The sequence below is a fragment of the Chryseobacterium gleum genome, from assembly GCF_900636535.1.
Lineage (GTDB): Bacteria > Bacteroidota > Bacteroidia > Flavobacteriales > Weeksellaceae > Chryseobacterium > Chryseobacterium gleum.
On the sequence record NZ_LR134289.1, the window covers coordinates 4,199,231 to 4,216,496 of the forward strand.

Annotated in this window: 21 protein-coding genes; 16 read left to right on the top strand and 5 right to left on the bottom strand. The window is 37.2% G+C overall.

All coding sequences use genetic code 11. The annotated features are described in order from the left end of the window. The first annotated feature begins 2 nt into the window (after window positions 1-2). From paaD to paaZ, 13 genes are all read left to right on the top strand, one after another. A complete protein-coding gene (paaD, locus tag EL165_RS19080) occupies window positions 3-467 on the top strand; it encodes a 1,2-phenylacetyl-CoA epoxidase subunit PaaD (protein WP_002981779.1) in 465 nt (154 codons plus the stop codon). Between the two features lie 163 nt (window positions 468-630). Continuing rightward, complete coding sequence (locus EL165_RS19085) at window positions 631-1,431, top strand: enoyl-CoA hydratase/isomerase family protein (RefSeq protein WP_002981778.1); 801 nt, start codon at window positions 631-633, stop codon at window positions 1,429-1,431. A 35-nt stretch (window positions 1,432-1,466) separates the two neighbouring features. Then, window positions 1,467-1,841, top strand: a complete 375-nt coding sequence (locus EL165_RS19090; RefSeq protein WP_002981777.1) for a four helix bundle protein — start codon at window positions 1,467-1,469, stop codon at window positions 1,839-1,841. Between the two features lie 3 nt (window positions 1,842-1,844). Continuing rightward, window positions 1,845-2,975, top strand: a complete 1,131-nt coding sequence (locus tag EL165_RS19095; protein ID WP_002981776.1) for a 3-hydroxyacyl-CoA dehydrogenase NAD-binding domain-containing protein — start codon at window positions 1,845-1,847, stop codon at window positions 2,973-2,975. A 1-nt stretch (window position 2,976) separates the two neighbouring features. Then, window positions 2,977-3,444, top strand: coding sequence for a DUF3021 family protein (locus tag EL165_RS19100; protein WP_002981773.1), 468 nt, complete (start codon window positions 2,977-2,979; stop codon window positions 3,442-3,444). Between the two features lie 11 nt (window positions 3,445-3,455). Continuing rightward, window positions 3,456-3,764 (top strand): hypothetical protein, encoded by a 309-nt coding sequence (locus EL165_RS19105; protein WP_002981771.1) that lies wholly within the window; start codon window positions 3,456-3,458, stop codon window positions 3,762-3,764. 9 nt (window positions 3,765-3,773) lie between these two features. Continuing rightward, on the top strand, window positions 3,774-4,187 hold the full coding sequence (locus tag EL165_RS19110; protein ID WP_002981769.1) for a PaaI family thioesterase: 414 nt from the start codon (window positions 3,774-3,776) through the stop codon (window positions 4,185-4,187). 30 nt (window positions 4,188-4,217) lie between these two features. Next, window positions 4,218-4,913, top strand: coding sequence for a DUF6624 domain-containing protein (locus EL165_RS19115; protein WP_002981767.1), 696 nt, complete (start codon window positions 4,218-4,220; stop codon window positions 4,911-4,913). A gap of 51 nt (window positions 4,914-4,964) precedes the next feature. After that, window positions 4,965-6,170 carry a 3-oxoadipyl-CoA thiolase gene (gene pcaF, locus EL165_RS19120; RefSeq protein WP_002981766.1) on the top strand — a complete coding sequence of 402 codons (1,206 nt, stop codon included), beginning with the start codon at window positions 4,965-4,967 and terminating at the stop codon, window positions 6,168-6,170. A 96-nt stretch (window positions 6,171-6,266) separates the two neighbouring features. After that, entirely contained in the window at window positions 6,267-6,860 is a 594-nt protein-coding gene (locus EL165_RS19125) for an acyltransferase (protein WP_002981764.1), read from the top strand. An 18-nt stretch (window positions 6,861-6,878) separates the two neighbouring features. Further along, the gene (locus tag EL165_RS19130; RefSeq protein ID WP_002981762.1) at window positions 6,879-7,706 is read left to right on the top strand and encodes an alpha/beta hydrolase; all 828 of its coding nucleotides are present in this window, start codon (window positions 6,879-6,881) and stop codon (window positions 7,704-7,706) included. A gap of 11 nt (window positions 7,707-7,717) precedes the next feature. Next, the gene (locus tag EL165_RS19135; protein WP_002981760.1) at window positions 7,718-7,993 is read left to right on the top strand and encodes a hypothetical protein; all 276 of its coding nucleotides are present in this window, start codon (window positions 7,718-7,720) and stop codon (window positions 7,991-7,993) included. A gap of 8 nt (window positions 7,994-8,001) precedes the next feature. Further along, window positions 8,002-10,497: a phenylacetic acid degradation bifunctional protein PaaZ gene (gene paaZ / locus EL165_RS19140; protein WP_002981758.1), complete on the top strand. Its 2,496-nt coding sequence runs from the start codon at window positions 8,002-8,004 to the stop codon at window positions 10,495-10,497. A gap of 116 nt (window positions 10,498-10,613) precedes the next feature. Here the strand turns inward: paaZ and EL165_RS19145 are convergent, their stop codons facing one another. Genes EL165_RS19145 through EL165_RS19155 form a run of 3 tightly spaced genes read right to left on the bottom strand, consistent with a single transcriptional unit; the run spans window position 10,614 to window position 13,284 of the window. Beyond that, entirely contained in the window at window positions 10,614-11,525 is a 912-nt protein-coding gene (locus EL165_RS19145; protein WP_002981756.1) for a hypothetical protein, read from the bottom strand. A gap of 9 nt (window positions 11,526-11,534) precedes the next feature. Beyond that, the gene (locus EL165_RS19150) at window positions 11,535-12,380 is read right to left on the bottom strand and encodes a hypothetical protein (RefSeq protein ID WP_002981754.1); all 846 of its coding nucleotides are present in this window, start codon (window positions 12,378-12,380) and stop codon (window positions 11,535-11,537) included. A gap of 10 nt (window positions 12,381-12,390) precedes the next feature. Continuing rightward, window positions 12,391-13,284 carry a hypothetical protein gene (locus tag EL165_RS19155; RefSeq protein ID WP_002981753.1) on the bottom strand — a complete coding sequence of 298 codons (894 nt, stop codon included), beginning with the start codon at window positions 13,282-13,284 and terminating at the stop codon, window positions 12,391-12,393. A 569-nt stretch (window positions 13,285-13,853) separates the two neighbouring features. On the opposite strand from EL165_RS19155, the gene EL165_RS25900 reads away from it, so the two are divergent. From EL165_RS25900 to EL165_RS19165, 3 genes are all read left to right on the top strand, one after another. Further along, on the top strand, window positions 13,854-14,015 hold the full coding sequence (locus tag EL165_RS25900) for a bacteriocin-like protein (protein ID WP_002981751.1): 162 nt from the start codon (window positions 13,854-13,856) through the stop codon (window positions 14,013-14,015). A 138-nt stretch (window positions 14,016-14,153) separates the two neighbouring features. Further along, window positions 14,154-14,885 carry a DUF4241 domain-containing protein gene (locus EL165_RS19160; RefSeq protein WP_002981750.1) on the top strand — a complete coding sequence of 244 codons (732 nt, stop codon included), beginning with the start codon at window positions 14,154-14,156 and terminating at the stop codon, window positions 14,883-14,885. A gap of 46 nt (window positions 14,886-14,931) precedes the next feature. Continuing rightward, window positions 14,932-15,618, top strand: coding sequence for an SMUG2 DNA glycosylase family protein (locus tag EL165_RS19165; RefSeq protein WP_002981749.1), 687 nt, complete (start codon window positions 14,932-14,934; stop codon window positions 15,616-15,618). Between the two features lie 83 nt (window positions 15,619-15,701). On the opposite strand, the gene EL165_RS19170 is transcribed toward EL165_RS19165, so the two are convergent. Then, window positions 15,702-16,523 (bottom strand): T9SS type A sorting domain-containing protein, encoded by an 822-nt coding sequence (locus tag EL165_RS19170; RefSeq protein WP_002981748.1) that lies wholly within the window; start codon window positions 16,521-16,523, stop codon window positions 15,702-15,704. Window positions 16,524-16,560: 37 nt separating this feature from the next. Continuing rightward, window positions 16,561-17,112, bottom strand: coding sequence for a phage tail protein (locus EL165_RS19175; protein ID WP_002981747.1), 552 nt, complete (start codon window positions 17,110-17,112; stop codon window positions 16,561-16,563). Window positions 17,113-17,266 lie beyond the last annotated feature (154 nt).

The window sequence follows — 17,266 nt, forward strand, 5'->3', positions numbered from 1 at the left end:
ATATGAATCAGCTTTTAGATTTATTAAAAACAATCCCAGATCCGGAAATTCCGGTAATCAACATTGTAGAATTGGGAATTGTAAGAGATGCAAAGGTTACAGGTGAAAACACCTGTGAAGTGATCATTACTCCTACTTATTCTGCCTGTCCTGCTATGTTTACCATCGAAGAGGATATTATCAAAATGATGAAAGAAAATGGATGGGAAGCAAAAGTAGTAACCAAAATGTTTCCGATCTGGACAACAGACTGGTTAACAGATGAAGCGAGAGAAAAACTCCGTGCGTACGGAATCACTCCTCCCGAAAAAGGAGCAGACGAACATCACATCGGGAAACCGAAAAAATGTCCACGCTGTGGTTCTGAGAATACCAAGCAGATCAGCAGATTCGGGTCTACTTTGTGTAAGGCCTCGTATCAATGTTTAGACTGCCTGGAGCCTTTTGATTATTTTAAATGTCATTAATAATGCGATAACTGTAAACAATGAATTAACCATAGCCCATCAATAAAATTGACGAATATGCAGAGCATAACGATGGTATTGCTAGATTGTTAAAATCTTAGGTGGTTACATGAATTTATATTGTTAAATTAGTGCATTGTTAAATAATAAATTAATAAAAACTATGTATACACAACTCGATATTGAAACGCATTTTGACGGGAAGCTTAAAATCGCATATCTTAATCAACCGGAAACCATGAATGCCCTTACCAAGCCGGCTTTAGCGGATCTTAGAGATTTTGTCAAAGAATGCAGTGAAGACGAAACCGTAAGATGTGTTGCTATTTCCGGAAGAGGAAGAGCGTTCTGCTCAGGTCAGAATCTGGATGAAGCTTTTGTGGTAGGCAAAGAACATCACGATCATGACATCATCAGAAAAATTGTGGTCGATTATTATAATCCACTGGTTTTGGAAGTTACCCGTTGCAAAAAGCCGGTTATTGCTTTAGTCAATGGTCCTGCAGTAGGAGCTGGAGCGATGTTGGCATTGATCTCTGATTTCGTTTTAGCAAATGAAAAAGCATATTTTGCTCAGGCATTTTCAAATATCGGTTTGATTCCTGATACCGGAGGAACTTACTTCTTACCTAAACTTTTAGGCAGACAATTGGCTAATTATTTAGCATTTACAGGTAAAAAATTATCTGCAGAAGAATCCAAATCTTATGGCCTTGTAGCGGAAGTTTTCAGTGAAGAAGAATTTGTTCCAAAATCTATGGAAATCCTTGAAAGAATGGCAAACATGCCGACAGCAGCCATAAAGCTTACGAAAAAAGCATTTGCCCATTCTTATAACAATACATTGAAAGAACAACTGGAACTGGAAGGTGATCTTCAGCAGGAAGCTGCAGAAACAGAAGACTTTATTGAAGGTGTAAACGCCTTTTTACAGAAAAGAAAACCTAATTATAAAGGAAAATAATTAATTTGAAAATGAGTTAATTTGAGAATTTGAAAATGAGGAATGACAAAGAAAATATTATTGTAAATAAGACTTTTGATTTTGCACTCAATATCATTGAATTTTCAGAATATTTATACGATGCGAAAAAAATTCCTTTGGCAAATCAAATTTTTAAATCAGGAACTTCAATTGGAGCGAATGTAAGAGAAGCTCAAAATGCAGAAAGTAAGGCAGATTTTATTCATAAATTAAAAATTGCAGCTAAAGAGTATTGGCTTTTGCTGTGCTTAAAGTCTCCATATTTGAAATCTCCAAACGAAAAATTACTATCTGATTTAAAAGAAATTTTATTAATCCTGTCTAAAATTATTTCAAGTTCAAAATTAAGTAATTTTCAAATTAACTCATTTTCAAATTTTCAAATTTAAAATATGAATGTAGGAATTATCGGTGCCGGAACAATGGGAATCGGCATTGCACAGGTAGCCGCAACGAACGGATGCAAAGTATGGGTGTATGACGCCAATGCAAAACAAGTAGAAACGGCCACGGTAGGTTTGGAAAAAACATTGACCAAATTGGTGGATAAACAAAAAATTTCAGCGGAGAAAATGACTGAAATTTTAGCCAACATTTCCATTGCTACAGAACTGAGAGATTTCAAAGATTGTGAGCTGATTATTGAAGCCATTATCGAAAACAAAGAGATCAAGACAAAAGTTTTTACAGAGCTTGAAAATTATGTTTCAGAAAGCTGTATTCTTAGTTCCAATACCTCATCTATCTCTATCACCTCTCTGGGTGCAGAACTAAAGAAACCGGAGCGTTTCATCGGAATTCACTTTTTCAATCCGGCTCCGTTTATGCCTTTAGTGGAAGTTATTCCATCCTTATTAACAGAAAAAACATTAGCAGAAAAAATCTACAACCTCATGAAAGAATGGGGGAAGACTCCTGTTATTGCCAAAGATATTCCCGGATTCATCGTCAACAGAATTGCCAGACCTTATTATGGGGAAGGCTTGAGAATTGTTGAAGAAAATATTGCAACACCGGAACAGGTAGATGATGCCATGAAAACTTTAGGAAACTTCAAAATGGGACCTTTCGAATTGATGGATCTTATCGGAGTGGATGTAAATTTTGCTGTAACAACAACTGTTTACAAAGACTATTTCTACGATCCGAAATACAAACCATCCTTACTTCAGCAAAGAATGTCTGAAGCCAAACTTCACGGCAGAAAAACAGGAAAAGGCTTCTACGATTACAGTGAAGGAGCAGAAAAACCTGTTGCTCAGAAAGACGATGCTTTATACCAGCAGATCTTTTTAAGAATCATTTCCATGTTGATTAATGAGGCTGTTGAAGCGAAAAGATTAGGAGTAGCCAATGACGAAGATATTGAGTTGGCCATGCAGAAAGGCGTCAACTATCCGAAAGGATTATTAAGCTGGGGTAAAGAGATCGGATATGCAAAAATCTCCGAAACTTTACAAAACCTTTACGAAGAATATCAGGAAGAAAGATACAGGCAAAGTCCTTTGTTGAAGAAAATGTAATATGAAATATTTTCCTGAAAGATATGATGAAATAAAATCTTTAAACTCTGTTGAAAAGATTTTATCAAATATAAATAGCAATAGTGAGAAAAGTTATTCTCTAACAATGAACCGTACTAGAAAATTTTTAAGAGGATATACGGAGAAAAATTTTTTTAAAGTAATAAGTGCCGAGGTACCATTGGGAGCTTTGTGTGTTTTTGAAGGTCAATTGTTTCAAAAGGAACATGAGACAATAATAAAGTTGAATTCAAAATTTCATAGAACTTTTAGAATAATGTTATTTGTTTGGGGTATTCTTCCGGTTTTTGCGATAATTGTTAATTGCTTTCAAACTGGAGCAATTGCATTAGCATTATTATTACCACTTGCTATGTTTTATACAATAATCTATTTCGTAATTAAATTTTATTTCAAAAGATCTTATGAAAATGGAATTAAAGATTTGAATAGGATTATTAATGAATAAATTAACTTATAATGAATATAGATGAATTCAGGGCTGAACTGGAAACCAGGCTTCTGATTGAGAAACAGTATTTAACTCAGGAAGCATCCTCTGTTAATGAGCAGGAAAGACTCGAGTTACTGGGAAAGTTTAATGAAAAATATAAAGAGCTGATCAAAAGATTAGCCAACGAAAATGGAATTGATTTAAACGCATCCTATCCCTCTGAAAATTCATCAGATTCAGAAAATCTTTCATACGGGCAGATCATTCTGGGTAAAACAATGAATGTTTACGACAGATTATCCGATGAGCTGTATGAAGAAATAACAAACATATAATTAATAGAAATGAATCCAAGACAAGTAGCAGATTATATGTTCAATCAGGATTATTTTTCCCAGTGGATGAATATCAGGATGATTGAAGTAAAAGAAAATTACTGTTTAATAGAAATGCCGATCAAGAAGGATATGCTGAACGGCCTTAAGACAGTTCATGGTGGTGTTACCTTTGCATTTGCAGACTCTGCGCTGGCATTTTCTTCCAATAATACCGGAGATGCTGCTGTAGCCTTGAACTGCATCATCAATTTTACCAAGGCAGGAAAGGCAGGTGATGTTTTCAGAGCAGAAAGTGTTTTGGTTAATGATACAAGGAAAACAGCAGTGTATGACATTCAGATCACAAATCAAAACAGCGAGCTGATTGCAAAATTTGTAGGAACAGTCTACAAAATAGGGAAAAAAGTAACCGACTTATAAAACTTAATACCAAACACCAGATTAACCAAAATGAGAAAAATATTTATGTTACTTTTTGGGATTTCAACCCTTCTCGTTAATGCCCAGAAGAAAGTGAACGAAGTGTTGAAAAAAGAACTTGATGCTATTATGAAGGTGGATCAGGGGTATAGAATGCTTTTTGATACTGAGATCACTCCCGAGAAAAAAGAGCAACTCTTGAAAGACCTGAATATTGACCAAGAAGAATTCAAAAAGAAAAACTGGATGTTGGTGGCGGAACACGATAGTCTGAACATGCAGAAGATTGAAAAAATTATTGCTCAATATGGCTATCCCGGGAAAACCCTGGTAGGAGAACCTACCAATCAGGCGGCCTGGTATGTAATTCAGCATTCAACAAAAATTGGAAAATACCTGCCTCTCATTAAAGAAGCTGGAAAAAAGAAGGAAATTCCTTTCACCTGGGTTGCTATGATGGAGGACAGGTACCTGATGCAGCAAGATAAAGAACAGATCTATGGAACACAGGGAAAAGGTGAAATGACAAAAGATAAAGATGGTAAACAGGTGTTTGTCAATTTTGTATGGCCGGTACAAGATCTTAAAAATGTTAATAAAAGAAGAAAAGAAGCAGGTTTCGATTCTACCCTTGAAGAAAATGCCAAAAGAATGTTCGGACCGGACTTTAAATATGAACCTTATACTTTAAAACAGGCTTTAGAATTAAGAAATAAAAACAAATAAATCCGGTATTGTTATACTGTTACATTATCAGATTGTTATATTAAAATAATTATGAACAACGTATACATCATAGACTATGTCAGAACTCCCATCTCAAAATTACAGGGAGGATTATCAGAAGTAAGAGCCGATGATCTGGCTGCTATTGTAATCAAAGAAGTAGTAGCAAGAAATCCTGAAGTTCCTGTGGAGGAAATTGAAGATGTTATTTTCGGTTGTGCCAATCAGGCTGGAGAAGATAACAGAAACGTTGCAAGAATGGGACTTTTATTGGCTGGTCTTCCTTATAAAATTGGTGGCGAAACTGTCAACAGACTATGCGCTTCAGGAATGTCTGCGGTAGCCAATGCATTCCGTTCAATTGCTGCAGGAGAAGGAGAAATTTATATTGCAGGAGGAGTGGAGCATATGACGCGTTCTCCTTATGTAATGTCAAAGCCCAGCGCTGCTTTCGGAAGAGACAGCCAGATGTTTGATACAACTTTCGGATGGCGTTTTATCAATCCTAAAATGAAAGAAATGTACGGGGTTGACGGGATGGGAGAAACCGCTGAAAATTTAGCAGATATTCACCAGATCAACAGGGAGGATCAGGATAAATTTGCTCTTTGGTCTCAGCAGAAAGCAACAAAAGCTCAGGAAAGCGGAAGACTGGCAGAAGAAATTGTAAAAGTTGAAATTCCTCAGAGAAAAGGCGATCCAATCATTTTCGAAAAAGATGAATTTATTAAACCTTCTTCATCGATGGAAGGGTTGGCAAAACTTCGTCCGGCTTTCCGAAAAGAAGGAACGGTAACTGCAGGAAATGCTTCAGGAATGAATGACGGAGCTGCTGCTTTGATTTTAGCGAGCGAAGAAGCGGTAAAAAAATATAGTTTAAAACCTAAAGCAAAAATTCTGGGATCTTCTGTGGCAGGTGTCGAACCAAGAATTATGGGAATCGGACCGGTGGAAGCTACTCAAAAATTGTTGAAAAGATTAAATCTATCCCTTGAGGATATGGATATCATCGAATTAAATGAAGCATTCGCAGCACAGGCACTGGCTGTAACAAGAAGCTTAGGTTTAAAAGATGATGATGAAAGAATAAATCCGAATGGAGGTGCCATTGCAATCGGTCACCCGCTGGGAGTATCCGGAGCAAGAATTGTAGGCTCTGCAGCCATGGAACTTCAGAAGCAGGATAAAAAATATGCATTGTGTACCCTTTGTATCGGTGTCGGACAAGGATATGCGATGGTCATTGAAAAAGTATAATTAATTTGAAAGTGAGCTAATTTGAGAATTTGAAAATGATGAAAGACATTATTAATTTTCAAATTAGCTCATTCTCAGATTTTAAAATTAAAAAAAATGAACATCTACTCATACCACGGGATTCGTCCCATTATAAAACCTACTGCATACATTCATCCGCAGGCAGTTATTATCGGGAATGTAGAAATAGGTGAAGAAGTATATATTGGTCCCAATGCGGTAATCCGTGGGGACTGGGGGAAAATTATCATTAAAGATGGAGCCAATGTACAGGAAAACTGTACCCTCCACGTTTTCCCAAATATAGAAACCATATTGGAAGAATCTGCACATATCGGACATGGTGCTATCATTCATTCAGGGCATATTGGAAAAAACTGTCTGATCGGAATGAATTCTGTGGTAATGGATAAAGCTTATATCGGTGATGAAAGTATCGTTGGAGCATTGGCTTTTGTACCTGCTAATTTCAGATGTGAACCAAGAAAATTAGTGGTAGGAAGCCCTGCGAAAATTATCCGTGATGTTTCTGATGAAATGATTCACTGGAAAACAGAAGGAACTAAACTATATCAAGAGCTGGCGAGAGAAGGAAAAGAAGCTATTCTGCCTTGTGAGCCATTTACGGAATATGTACAGCAGATCCCAACTAAAGTTGTTGATTACAGTATCTGGGATGATATAAAATAATGACCATTGAAATTAAGTATGATTAAAAAAATTGCACTTGCATGCAGCATAATGTTGGCGGTAGGCTGTACACTAACAGCACAGACAGTTACTACAAAACCGCTTATAATAGGAGAAGTGAGGACGCTTAAGTCCAAAACATTAAATGAAGACAGGACTCTGAATATTTATCTTCCACAGGGATATGACAAAACAAAATCGTACCCGGTAATCTATCTGCTGGATGGAAGTATAAACGAAGACTTTATTCACGTGACAGGATTAGTACAGTTCTTTAATCAGATGTATTCCATGCCGGAAACCATTGTGGTGGGAGTTGCTAATGTAGACAGAAAAAGGGACTTTACGTTTCATACGGATTTAAAAGATCTGCAGAAAGATTACCCTACAACAGGACATTCTGATAAGTTTATTGAATTCATGGAAAAGGAGTTAAAACCATATGTTGAAAGCCAGTTCAAAACTACAGATAAATACCTTTTCGGTCAGTCTCTGGGTGGGCTTTTGGCGACAGAAATCCTTTTGAAAAAACCGGAAATGTTCAATAACTATTTTATTATCAGTCCAAGTTTGTGGTGGGATGACGAAAGCCTTTTAAAACAGGCTCCTCAATTACTTTCAAAATCTCCGGATACCAAAAAGTTTGTTTATGTCTCCGTAGGAAAAGGAGAACATCCGGTGATGATAAAAGATGCAGAGGCTTTCTATGATGTTTTGGAAAAAGCAGGAAAGAAAAACTGGATATTAGAATATAAAATGATGGAAACAGACAACCATGCAACCATTCTTCACAGAAGCTTATATGAAGGATTGGTAAAAATGTTTCCTTATCAGGAACAGAAGTAAATCAGTTTCCAATGATAAGTCTTCTGAAAAAGTACTGGCTTGTAGTATTGATTGTTATAATCTTTATAAATGCTTTGGGATTTCACTTTGCAAAAGAGTCAATAGGAATTTCAGATACTTTGGAACATGCTGAGTTGGATGAGGTCATTGCTCGTCTAAAACGCAAAGACTATTTCTACACATTATTTGTTGAAGTTGTCTTTATTTTAGATTGCTGGCTGGTACTTTTTATTCCTTATCTGTTCATCAGTAATTTTATTAAAAAGAATAATCTAAGCAAAAAGTAAAAAACTATATGGAAAAGTTAAAAAATTATATTTACGGACAATGGGTAGAAGGTACCGGAAACGGAGTCCCTTTGTACAACGCTGTTACAGGAGAGCAGGTAGCTGTTTCCGATACTGAAGGGCTCAATTTTGAACAGGCTCTTGACTATGGAAGAACAGTAGGATACAAAAACCTTTCTTCAATGACTTTCTACGACCGTGGGGAAATGTTGAAAAAAGTGGCTCTTTACCTGTTGGAAAGAAAGAAAAAATATTACGAACTATCCTACAAAACAGGAGCTACGCACGTAGATTCATGGGTAGATATTGAAGGAGGTTTTGGAACTTTCTTCACCTATTCCGGATTGGCAAAAAGAATGCTTCCCAATACTCCGTTCTGGGTAGATGGAGATACACAAAAAATCTCTGCAAACGGGACTCATTTGGGAACCCATATTTTAACACCAAGCGAAGGCGTTTCCATACAAATTAACGCATATAACTTTCCGGTGTGGGGAATGCTGGAAAAGCTTTCCACTTCCTTACTGGCAGGTGTTCCTTCCATTGTAAAGCCATCTCCTTTCGGATCTTATCTTACCAATGCGGTGTTCCAGGATATGATTGAAAGTGGAGTATTGCCTGAAGGTGCTGTTCAGTTAGTGTGCGGAGAGCCAGGAAATATTTTAGATTATGTACAGGATGGAGATTCTGTATTGTTTACAGGTTCTGCCCATACAGGAAGAAAGTTAAAATCGCTTCCTTCTATCGCAGGAAATGCCGTTCGTTTCAATATGGAAGCAGATTCATTGAACTGTTCTATCTTAGGATTGGAAGCAAAACCGGGAACTCCTGAATTCGATCTTTTCATCAAAGAAGTAAGAAACGAAATGACCACAAAAGCTGGTCAGAAATGTACTGCAATCAGAAGAATTATCGTTCCTGAGCACTTAATTGGTGATGTTCAGAATGCTTTGTCTAAAGCTTTGGATCAGACAAAAATCGGAAACCCTTTAAGCAGAGAAACCAGAATGGGATCTTTGGTAGGAAGACAGCAGTACGAAGAAGTTCTGAGAAAAGTAAACTTATTAAAATCAGAAACGGAACTGGTCTATGACGGAAAACACGAACTGGTAGATGCGAACTATGAAAACGGAGCATTTATGAGCCCTAAACTATTCCTGAATGACAAGCCTTTCGAAAAAAATATCTCTCACGATGTAGAAGCTTTCGGGCCTGTATCTACATTAATGCCTTACAGAGATGCTGAGGAGGCGGCTGCACTGGCAAAAAGAGGAAAAGGAAGTTTGGTAGGATCTATTGTTTCTCAAGATGAGAACTTCATCGCTGAAACTTCATGGAAAATGGCTTCCCAGCACGGAAGAATCTTTGTATTGAACAGAGATAACGCCAAGGAAAGTACCGGCCACGGTTCTCCACTTCCGACATTGATGCACGGAGGTCCTGGTAGAGCAGGCGGCGGTGAGGAAATGGGTGGATTGAGCGGCCTTCATTTCTTCCTGCAGAAAACAGCTATCCAGGGATCACCGGATGTACTGAAAGCTATTACCAAAATCTACCAGCAGGGAGCAGAGAAAAAATTCTCAGACAAACATCCTTTCCAGAAATATTTTGAGGAAGTGGAAGTAGGAGACTCTTTAGAAACTGCAGGTAGAACCGTTACAGAGGCAGATATCGTAAACTTCTCCAATGTTTCCTGGGATCACTTCTATGCGCATACGGATGCTACAAGTTTAACAGGTACTATCTTCGATAAAACCGTAGCTCACGGATATTTCATTCTTTCAGCTGCTGCAGGATTATTTGTTTCAGGCAAAAAAGGACCTGTTATTGCTAATTACGGATTGGAAGACTGCAGCTTCTTCAAACCGGTATACGCAGGAGATACCATTACGGTTTATTTAACAGCTAAAGAAAAAATAAACAGAGGAGTCAAGGGTAGAAATATTCCTTCCGGTGTTGTAAAATGGCTGGTAGAAGTAGTGAACCAAAGAGATGAGGTGGTTTGCGTGGCAACAATCCTGACATTGGTTGCTAAGCAATCTCCTTTCATTGATCTGAATGTGAAGAATGTTCACAAAATACTGAGCGGATTAACAGAAAGCACTCCTGCGCTTTGGGGAAAAATGTCTCCTCAGCAGATGATTGAACATTTGGAAAAAGCAGTATTGGTAAGCTTTGGAGAACCTGAAGCAGAAAAATGTTTCACTCCCGAAGAAAATATTGAAAAATGGCAGGACTCGCTTTATAATCACAGAGCGATGCCAAAAGAATTCACAGCTCCTTTCCTTCCGCAGGATGGTTCACTTCCTGAGCCTGTCCACAAAAACCTGGAAGCAGCAAAGCAGTCATTCATGGATAATCTGAAGAAATTTGTGATCTATTACAAAGAGAATCCACAGGCAGAACACATGAATTATGTATTTGGAAAGCTGAATAAAGAAATGTGGGAACTGATGCACAGAAAGCATTTTACTCACCACTTCCAGCAGTTTGGATTGATTTAGTTACATCTGATTATAAAATAAAAAACAGCAGTTTAAGTAAACTGCTGTTTTTTATGTAATTAAATATCAAATATCAAATATCAAATATCAAATATCAAATATCAAATATGAATCGATTACTGTTCAACTATTGTAAGTGAATTATAGGCTCCGTTTCCTGAAGTATCAAACTGACTGATTGTGCCATCAAATGCTACGGTAATCCAGGTAAAAGGTCTTAATTTGTCCCCTTTATTTAAATATACACTTACGGTACAGGCAGACCCTACGGGTACAGCATTGGGACTTGCACCTGTATCAGAAGAATATCCATTATTTGTCTTTATCCTTTGTGTGATTGTGCCACTCGGATTTCTCACTTCCCAGATTGCTTCAGTTTGATTGTTAGATCCTGTATTTACCTGGCTTGATTGTAATGCGAAAGTAAAAGTTGCAAAATAGACACCATCACGCGGAGCCACAAATTCACCGGTAGCCGGATTGAAATTTGAGGTAGGAACCCCGGAATCCGAGTCTAATTTCTCAGTCCAGTTAGTTAAATAAGAAGATCTTCTTTGAACAATGCCGGATTTAGTTCCTATTTCTGAAGGCGTAACACTTTCAAATACATAAGTATCCTGAGTTGTTTTGCTTGCCATTACAATGATACGCGGTTTCCCTTTAGGAAAAAAGCTCACCCAGTTTGAACCGTCGGAAAACTCCAGATAGCCTTTCACACCAATCGCAGGGCTTGCTACATAGCGTAATGCACCTGCACCCGCTTGGGCTGCTGTTTTAGTAGTATTTCCGATAGCTACAGAACCATTTACATTGCTGCGCAGATCCAGTGCTACTTTTGGATTAGTAACTAATGTGCCTATTTTTCCGGAATTATCAATGATAATGTTACCTGCATCTGTCTTAACTTCCACAGGGTTGGTTGGATTGGATAATCCTATTCCTATTTGAGCATTGATATAGTTTATGTTGAATGATAAAGCAATAAAAATACTAATCAATCTTTTTATTTTATTCTTTGATTTCATCATTATATATTATTACAATTCACTGATACTTAAATTATTCAATTTGCTGTCATTGAGAATGCTTCTCGCACTGCCTATATTATGCTTCACGGTGAATTTTATGGTATCATCTTTTTTAAGATTGAAAATAGCATTACAATTACCGCTTATAAAATTACTTACTGCACCGGCCTGAAAAGCAGGATAAGAGTTTACTGTTTTAAATACAGGAATATTATTGATGCTTTGGCTGCTTTCTATTGCGGTTTCTATAAAGGTATTTTTAGGGATATTTCCGTTAGCCAGAGTAATATTGAAAGAAACAAGATAAAAACCATCACGCGGAGCTTTAAAAAGCCCGGTAATCGGATCAAAATCTCCACCTCCTGCACCTAGGTCCACTGTTTCTGTCCAGCCTGTAATGGTTGTCGTCGTTCCACTGGGAATACTTTGTGCAGAACTGTTACTTGCATTTACAAGTGCTTTGGTAGGAGGAGTAAGGGGCAAAGCTATCCATTGCTCACCATCAGAATATTCCAGATATCCGCCGGTGTTGTAACGTATTGCTCCTCCGCCAGCTGAAGAAGGGCTCTGTGTATTGCTACCCAAACCAATAATTCTTTGATCACTTGAAGATCTGAGATCAACCCTGGTAACCGGATTTAAAACTCCAACCCCTATCTGACCTTCTGATGTAATGACAACATCATTGGATATTTTTGTCGCATCAGGGGAAGAACCGTTATCTTTTCCGGCATCTATATGCAAGGGTTGTGCAGGATCAGGGGTGAAAAAACCAACCTGAGCAGTTGTTTTAATGGCGAAAAGAAATAAAAGAGAAGAAAATAGTTTATAAGTTATATTGATTTTCTTTTTCATGATCTATATCTTAATGTTCTATTATAGTTAGATTGTTAAATCCATCATCCGGATTGGCAGGATCTGAAGAATTACTTGTAACTCTGAGTGGAATAGCACCTGAAGTAAGGTTCTGATACAATCTCGCACTTACCTTAGTACCTGCAGTTAAAGTAAGGGTAACAGTACTTGATCCTCCAGCCTGTGTTGAACGTGTAGCATTTGCATCATCAGCTGTACCAGTCATAGATTGGCCAAAAGTTTTATATACGCTGGCAAGAACAATACCTGTAGCGGGATTATAAAACTGGGATTCAACTCTGGAACCATCATTAATAACTGCACCTGTGAAATTGAATGTTAACAGAAAGGTATAAGTTCCGTTTCGGGGAGCTGTAAATTCACCGGTGCTGGGATCAAAGCTATTGCTCATATCACGAACTTCACTCCAGTTAGTGATAGTTGTGGGAGTGGCTGTTGGTATCGACTGGCTTACTATTTTACGGACCACAACAACTGCTTTTTGAGGGGCAAGATAAACCTTGTTCCATACTGCACCATCAGATACCTGAATTTTAGCTCCTACAGGTATATTGTTTACATCATACCGTGTAGCACCCGCACCTGCTGCCACTGCCGACATGCTGGTCGTCCCTAAACCAAGTGAATTTTCACTTCCTGCTGATCTCATATCCAACTGAACCAGAGGATTAAGAACTCCTGCTCCAATAAAACCTGTTGTTTTATTTATAATAACATCATTAGAAAGCTGTGCTGATGTCGGTACACCTGAAGCGGGATTGTCTTTAGCACCATCTACATGTAAACTTCCTAAAGGGTTATTTGTTCCTATACCTATTTGTGCATTAAATACATAGGTAAAGAAACAAAAAGGAAGTATTAATAATTTGTGTTTTTTAATCATATTTTAATTAGAATTTTAGGCTATAAATACAATGTAGTAAGTCATTATTTTTAAAGAGCAATGACATTCTAAAAATGAGTTTGGAATTTAAAAAGTAAACAATGTCTTAGGGAAATTGACAATTAATGTCATAATGATCAGAAAACTGCTGGTTCTTAAGTTTTTGCTTTTGAAGGATTTGCAAAAATTAGAATTTCTCAATTTTCAACCAAATAATTGGCTACAGATCAAATTTGAAAAAAATCACTTTCATAACAATAGTTTAATTTCTCATCATTAATGTGTTTTTAGAATTTTCGATAATAATAGATGTGCGCAACCAAAGTGTTTAAATTTTTGTCAAAAGTGAAAATTTTTAAAATACTTACAAAAAATAGTGTTAAGATATACATCGATAGACTGATAGATTTTTTTCTACGATGACTAAATATGAGATGATTTATTATTGAAAATGTAGGGAACTGCTTTTAATCAGTTTATTATGTAGGTTTCCGGATGAAAATTATTAACTTTAATAAGCGCATTCCGAAAAGCATGTAGAGTAGGAGAAAACATCAAAACTGATTATTATGAAAAATTTTAAAAAACTTTCAAGACATGAGTTGAGATCACTTAAAGGAGCCGGACCAAACTGGTCTTGTACCCTTAATCCTTGTCCTCCAGGCACCTGCTGCCTTCCGGGAAGATGGCCGGATATTGCCAGAGCATGTTATATATGTGCTGATTCTTAGATTTTATAATTTCAAACAATACAAAAAGCTGCAATTCCATGAGTTTGCAGCTTTTCTTATAATCTTTTGTTAAAAATTCTTTTGAGTTTGATGCCGTGAAATTTATTCATTATTTTCAGACTTAAAATCAATTCAATAATGAACGAAAGCTGGATGCAAAAATGGGAAGAAGTAAAAGAAATTCTCACATCTCCTGTAGATATTGATACTTATTTTACTTCAGAGGTGATTATGGGACAGAGTATGGAAGCCATGGAAATTGGAAAAGTTTCCCTGCCTTCAGGAAAAGTAATCGTGAGGGATCCGCTGGTATATCTGAATGTAGGCGAGAAACCTTATTTTGTGGAAGTTCCCAAAGGAGACTTTCCCGTAACGGTTGCCGTAGCAAAATTAGAAGGATGGGGAGACCGGTATGCTGCAGTGAAAGTAGAATTTACAAAAGAAAAACCTGTACTTTACCAGGAAGCATTGATTGGAATCGAAAATCTTGAAGGTGTCAATGAAGAGGAGTATTTCGGTTTTGCAGTAGATGCAGGATTAGGCTGTATCACGGATCCTGAGGTAGTGCCTTTTGTTGAGAAGTTTCTTTCAGAATTGAATGTTGATAATATTTACGATGATTATTTTGCAGAACTCTTTGCTGAAAGCTACAAAGAAAACCCTAAAAATCAAAGAGATCTTGGTGACTGGATCAACTGGAAGGTTCCCAATACCGAATATCATATTCCCTTCTTTGCAAGCGGTTTAGGAGATGGCCTGTACCCTGTTTACTTTGCTTATGATGCTCAGGGAAAAATATCAGGACTTTATATTCACTTTATTGATATTGAACTTATGCTATCCGAAGAAGAGGAAGAAGACAATGATTAGGATTCTGAACAGCCGGATAATTTTATATTTTTAAAGCAATAATCTTATGAATACAACTTTTGCAGAGCATGTCATTGATTTCAATAAGAATCTTAGCTATACTGGAAATTTACCGGAGGGTTTTGAAGTCCTGAATCCATATCTGGATAATCCGGAAACATTGACGGTCATGCAGGAATTTTATCATAAATATTATGATGACTCAATCCGCAGGAAATTTATGATTGGAATTAATCCAAGCCGTCATGGAGCAGGAGTTACGGGAGTTCCGTTTACCGATACCAAAAGACTTAAAAGTGTTTGCGGAATCAAAATGAAGTCAGCGTACACCCATGAAGTATCTTCCGTATTCATGTATGATATGATTGAAGAATATGGCGGCGCAGATCTTTTTTATAAAGACATTTATATCAACTCTCCTTTTCCGTTGGCGATTGTGAGAAAAACAAAAAACGGATGGCTCAATGCCAATTATTATGATGACAGGGAGCTCTTCAATTTTGTAAAAGACTTTATGATCGAAACTCTGAAGAAGCATATCAGTCTTAATCTGGACACTTCAGAAGTTTTTGTCCTCGGTAAAAAGAATGCAGATTTTCTTTCAAAACTAAATAAAGAAGCCAAACTCTTCGATACTATGACCGTTCTGGAGCATCCAAGATATATCCAGCAGTACAAATCAAAAGATAAACAGCTTTACATAGACAAATACATTTTGGCCTTGAAAAAATGACCAAATCCCTTTCGATGAAGGGATTTGTCATTTATGAATTAGAATCTTTAAGGGATATGGAACTTATGTGCAATTTCCTGATATTAGTTTTTAATGACTTTGGTGGATTCTGTTGCTGTTTTGATAATATAAATCCCTTTCGGAAGCTCTGAAATATTGATTTCATTTTTCCCTTTCTGGGTTTGTACCGTTTTCAGCAATTTACCGTCAAGGCTGTATACTTTAGCTTCATTAGCCTTTTCAGCGGTGATAGAAAGAGGACCGTTGGTTGGGTTAGGATAAACAGTCAGGTTTTTTTGAGTGCTTTTAGCTTCTGAGGTACCTAATACCAGATTGCTGTCTTTTACCCAGGTAAAGGCATCAAAACCTACATAACGAAAGGCTCCGCCAGCAGTGATCTGCAATTCATCAATCACGATATTTGAATAATTCTGGCCGTTTAGGTTGGTAAGATCTATCAGGGTATACCCATTAGTGGATCCTAAGCCTGTTGCAAATCCGGTAGTTTTCGTTTGTGTAAATTTTGTTACTCCGCTCAGTTTTCCGGTAACGGTCAGGGTTCCTGCTACATTGAGGTCCAGATTCAATGCAGAAAGGTACATCCAGAATCGGTTTACCTTAAACAGGTTAGAGGTAGTTTTAATACTGAATGACGGCGGAAACTGAGAATCATTGGAATTATCAATATACCGGTTATCATTTGATGTTCCGCTCCAGCCTGTTCCCGGGAAATTCGCCTGGATGTCAAAAACACTTACATGTGAAATGATATTGAAAATGACTCCATTGTCGGTGAAGCTTGTACTCCCGTTCGATTCTGTTTCAAATAGTTCTGTACTGGTCTGCCCGAATGAGAAAATTGAAATGAGCAGACTACAGATGGCTAAAAAAGTAGTGCTTTTCATGATGTTTGTTTTAAATGTTAGGTTGGTTAAAAGGGTATTAATCCCTCGGCGGATAAATTCCTTCAACACAAATAATATAATTTAAGCCAAGATATGGTGGCATATTATTTAACGGTAAACCTTGTCCTGTAAAAGAAATACTTAATGGATTAATTGTTGTGTCAGGGTTGGCATCATTCACGAAACTCGGTACTGCATTGAAATCTCTTCCTACCTGCGTTCCTGAAATGGCAATTGTTGAGGTCGCTGTCGGAGTAGACGAATTGGCATTCTTATTGGCTACTTTAAGCTGGAATCCGGCTCCTATACTTGGAAGGTTTGACGATAAAAGAGTATTTTGTGTTGTACCGGATACTATTCCCAAAGGATAATTTTCACCGGAGTTTACATTCCCCGCACCCAAAGCCATACGTCCTTTTAAGTTGGGAAGAGCAAAAGTAGTGATGCCATCTCCGCCATAAGTGGTTCCTAAAATAGAAAATAAGGCAGAATTTCTTGAGATGCTTAATAAGCTTCCGTCGCAAAACATCCAGCCTCTCGGCGCGAAATTTCCTGCAAATAATTTTACAATTCCAATGTACTCGTCCATGATAATATTTTTTTAGTTTTTAATTTCTTACTCTTTTAATGGCTTTTCAGATGCCGCCATGGGTTATTATTTCTTATTTCAAAGGAACGATTAATAGCAGGTAGGTACTAGAGTAGAAAATACCAAATTAAAAACTCCGTATTTCTACGTAATA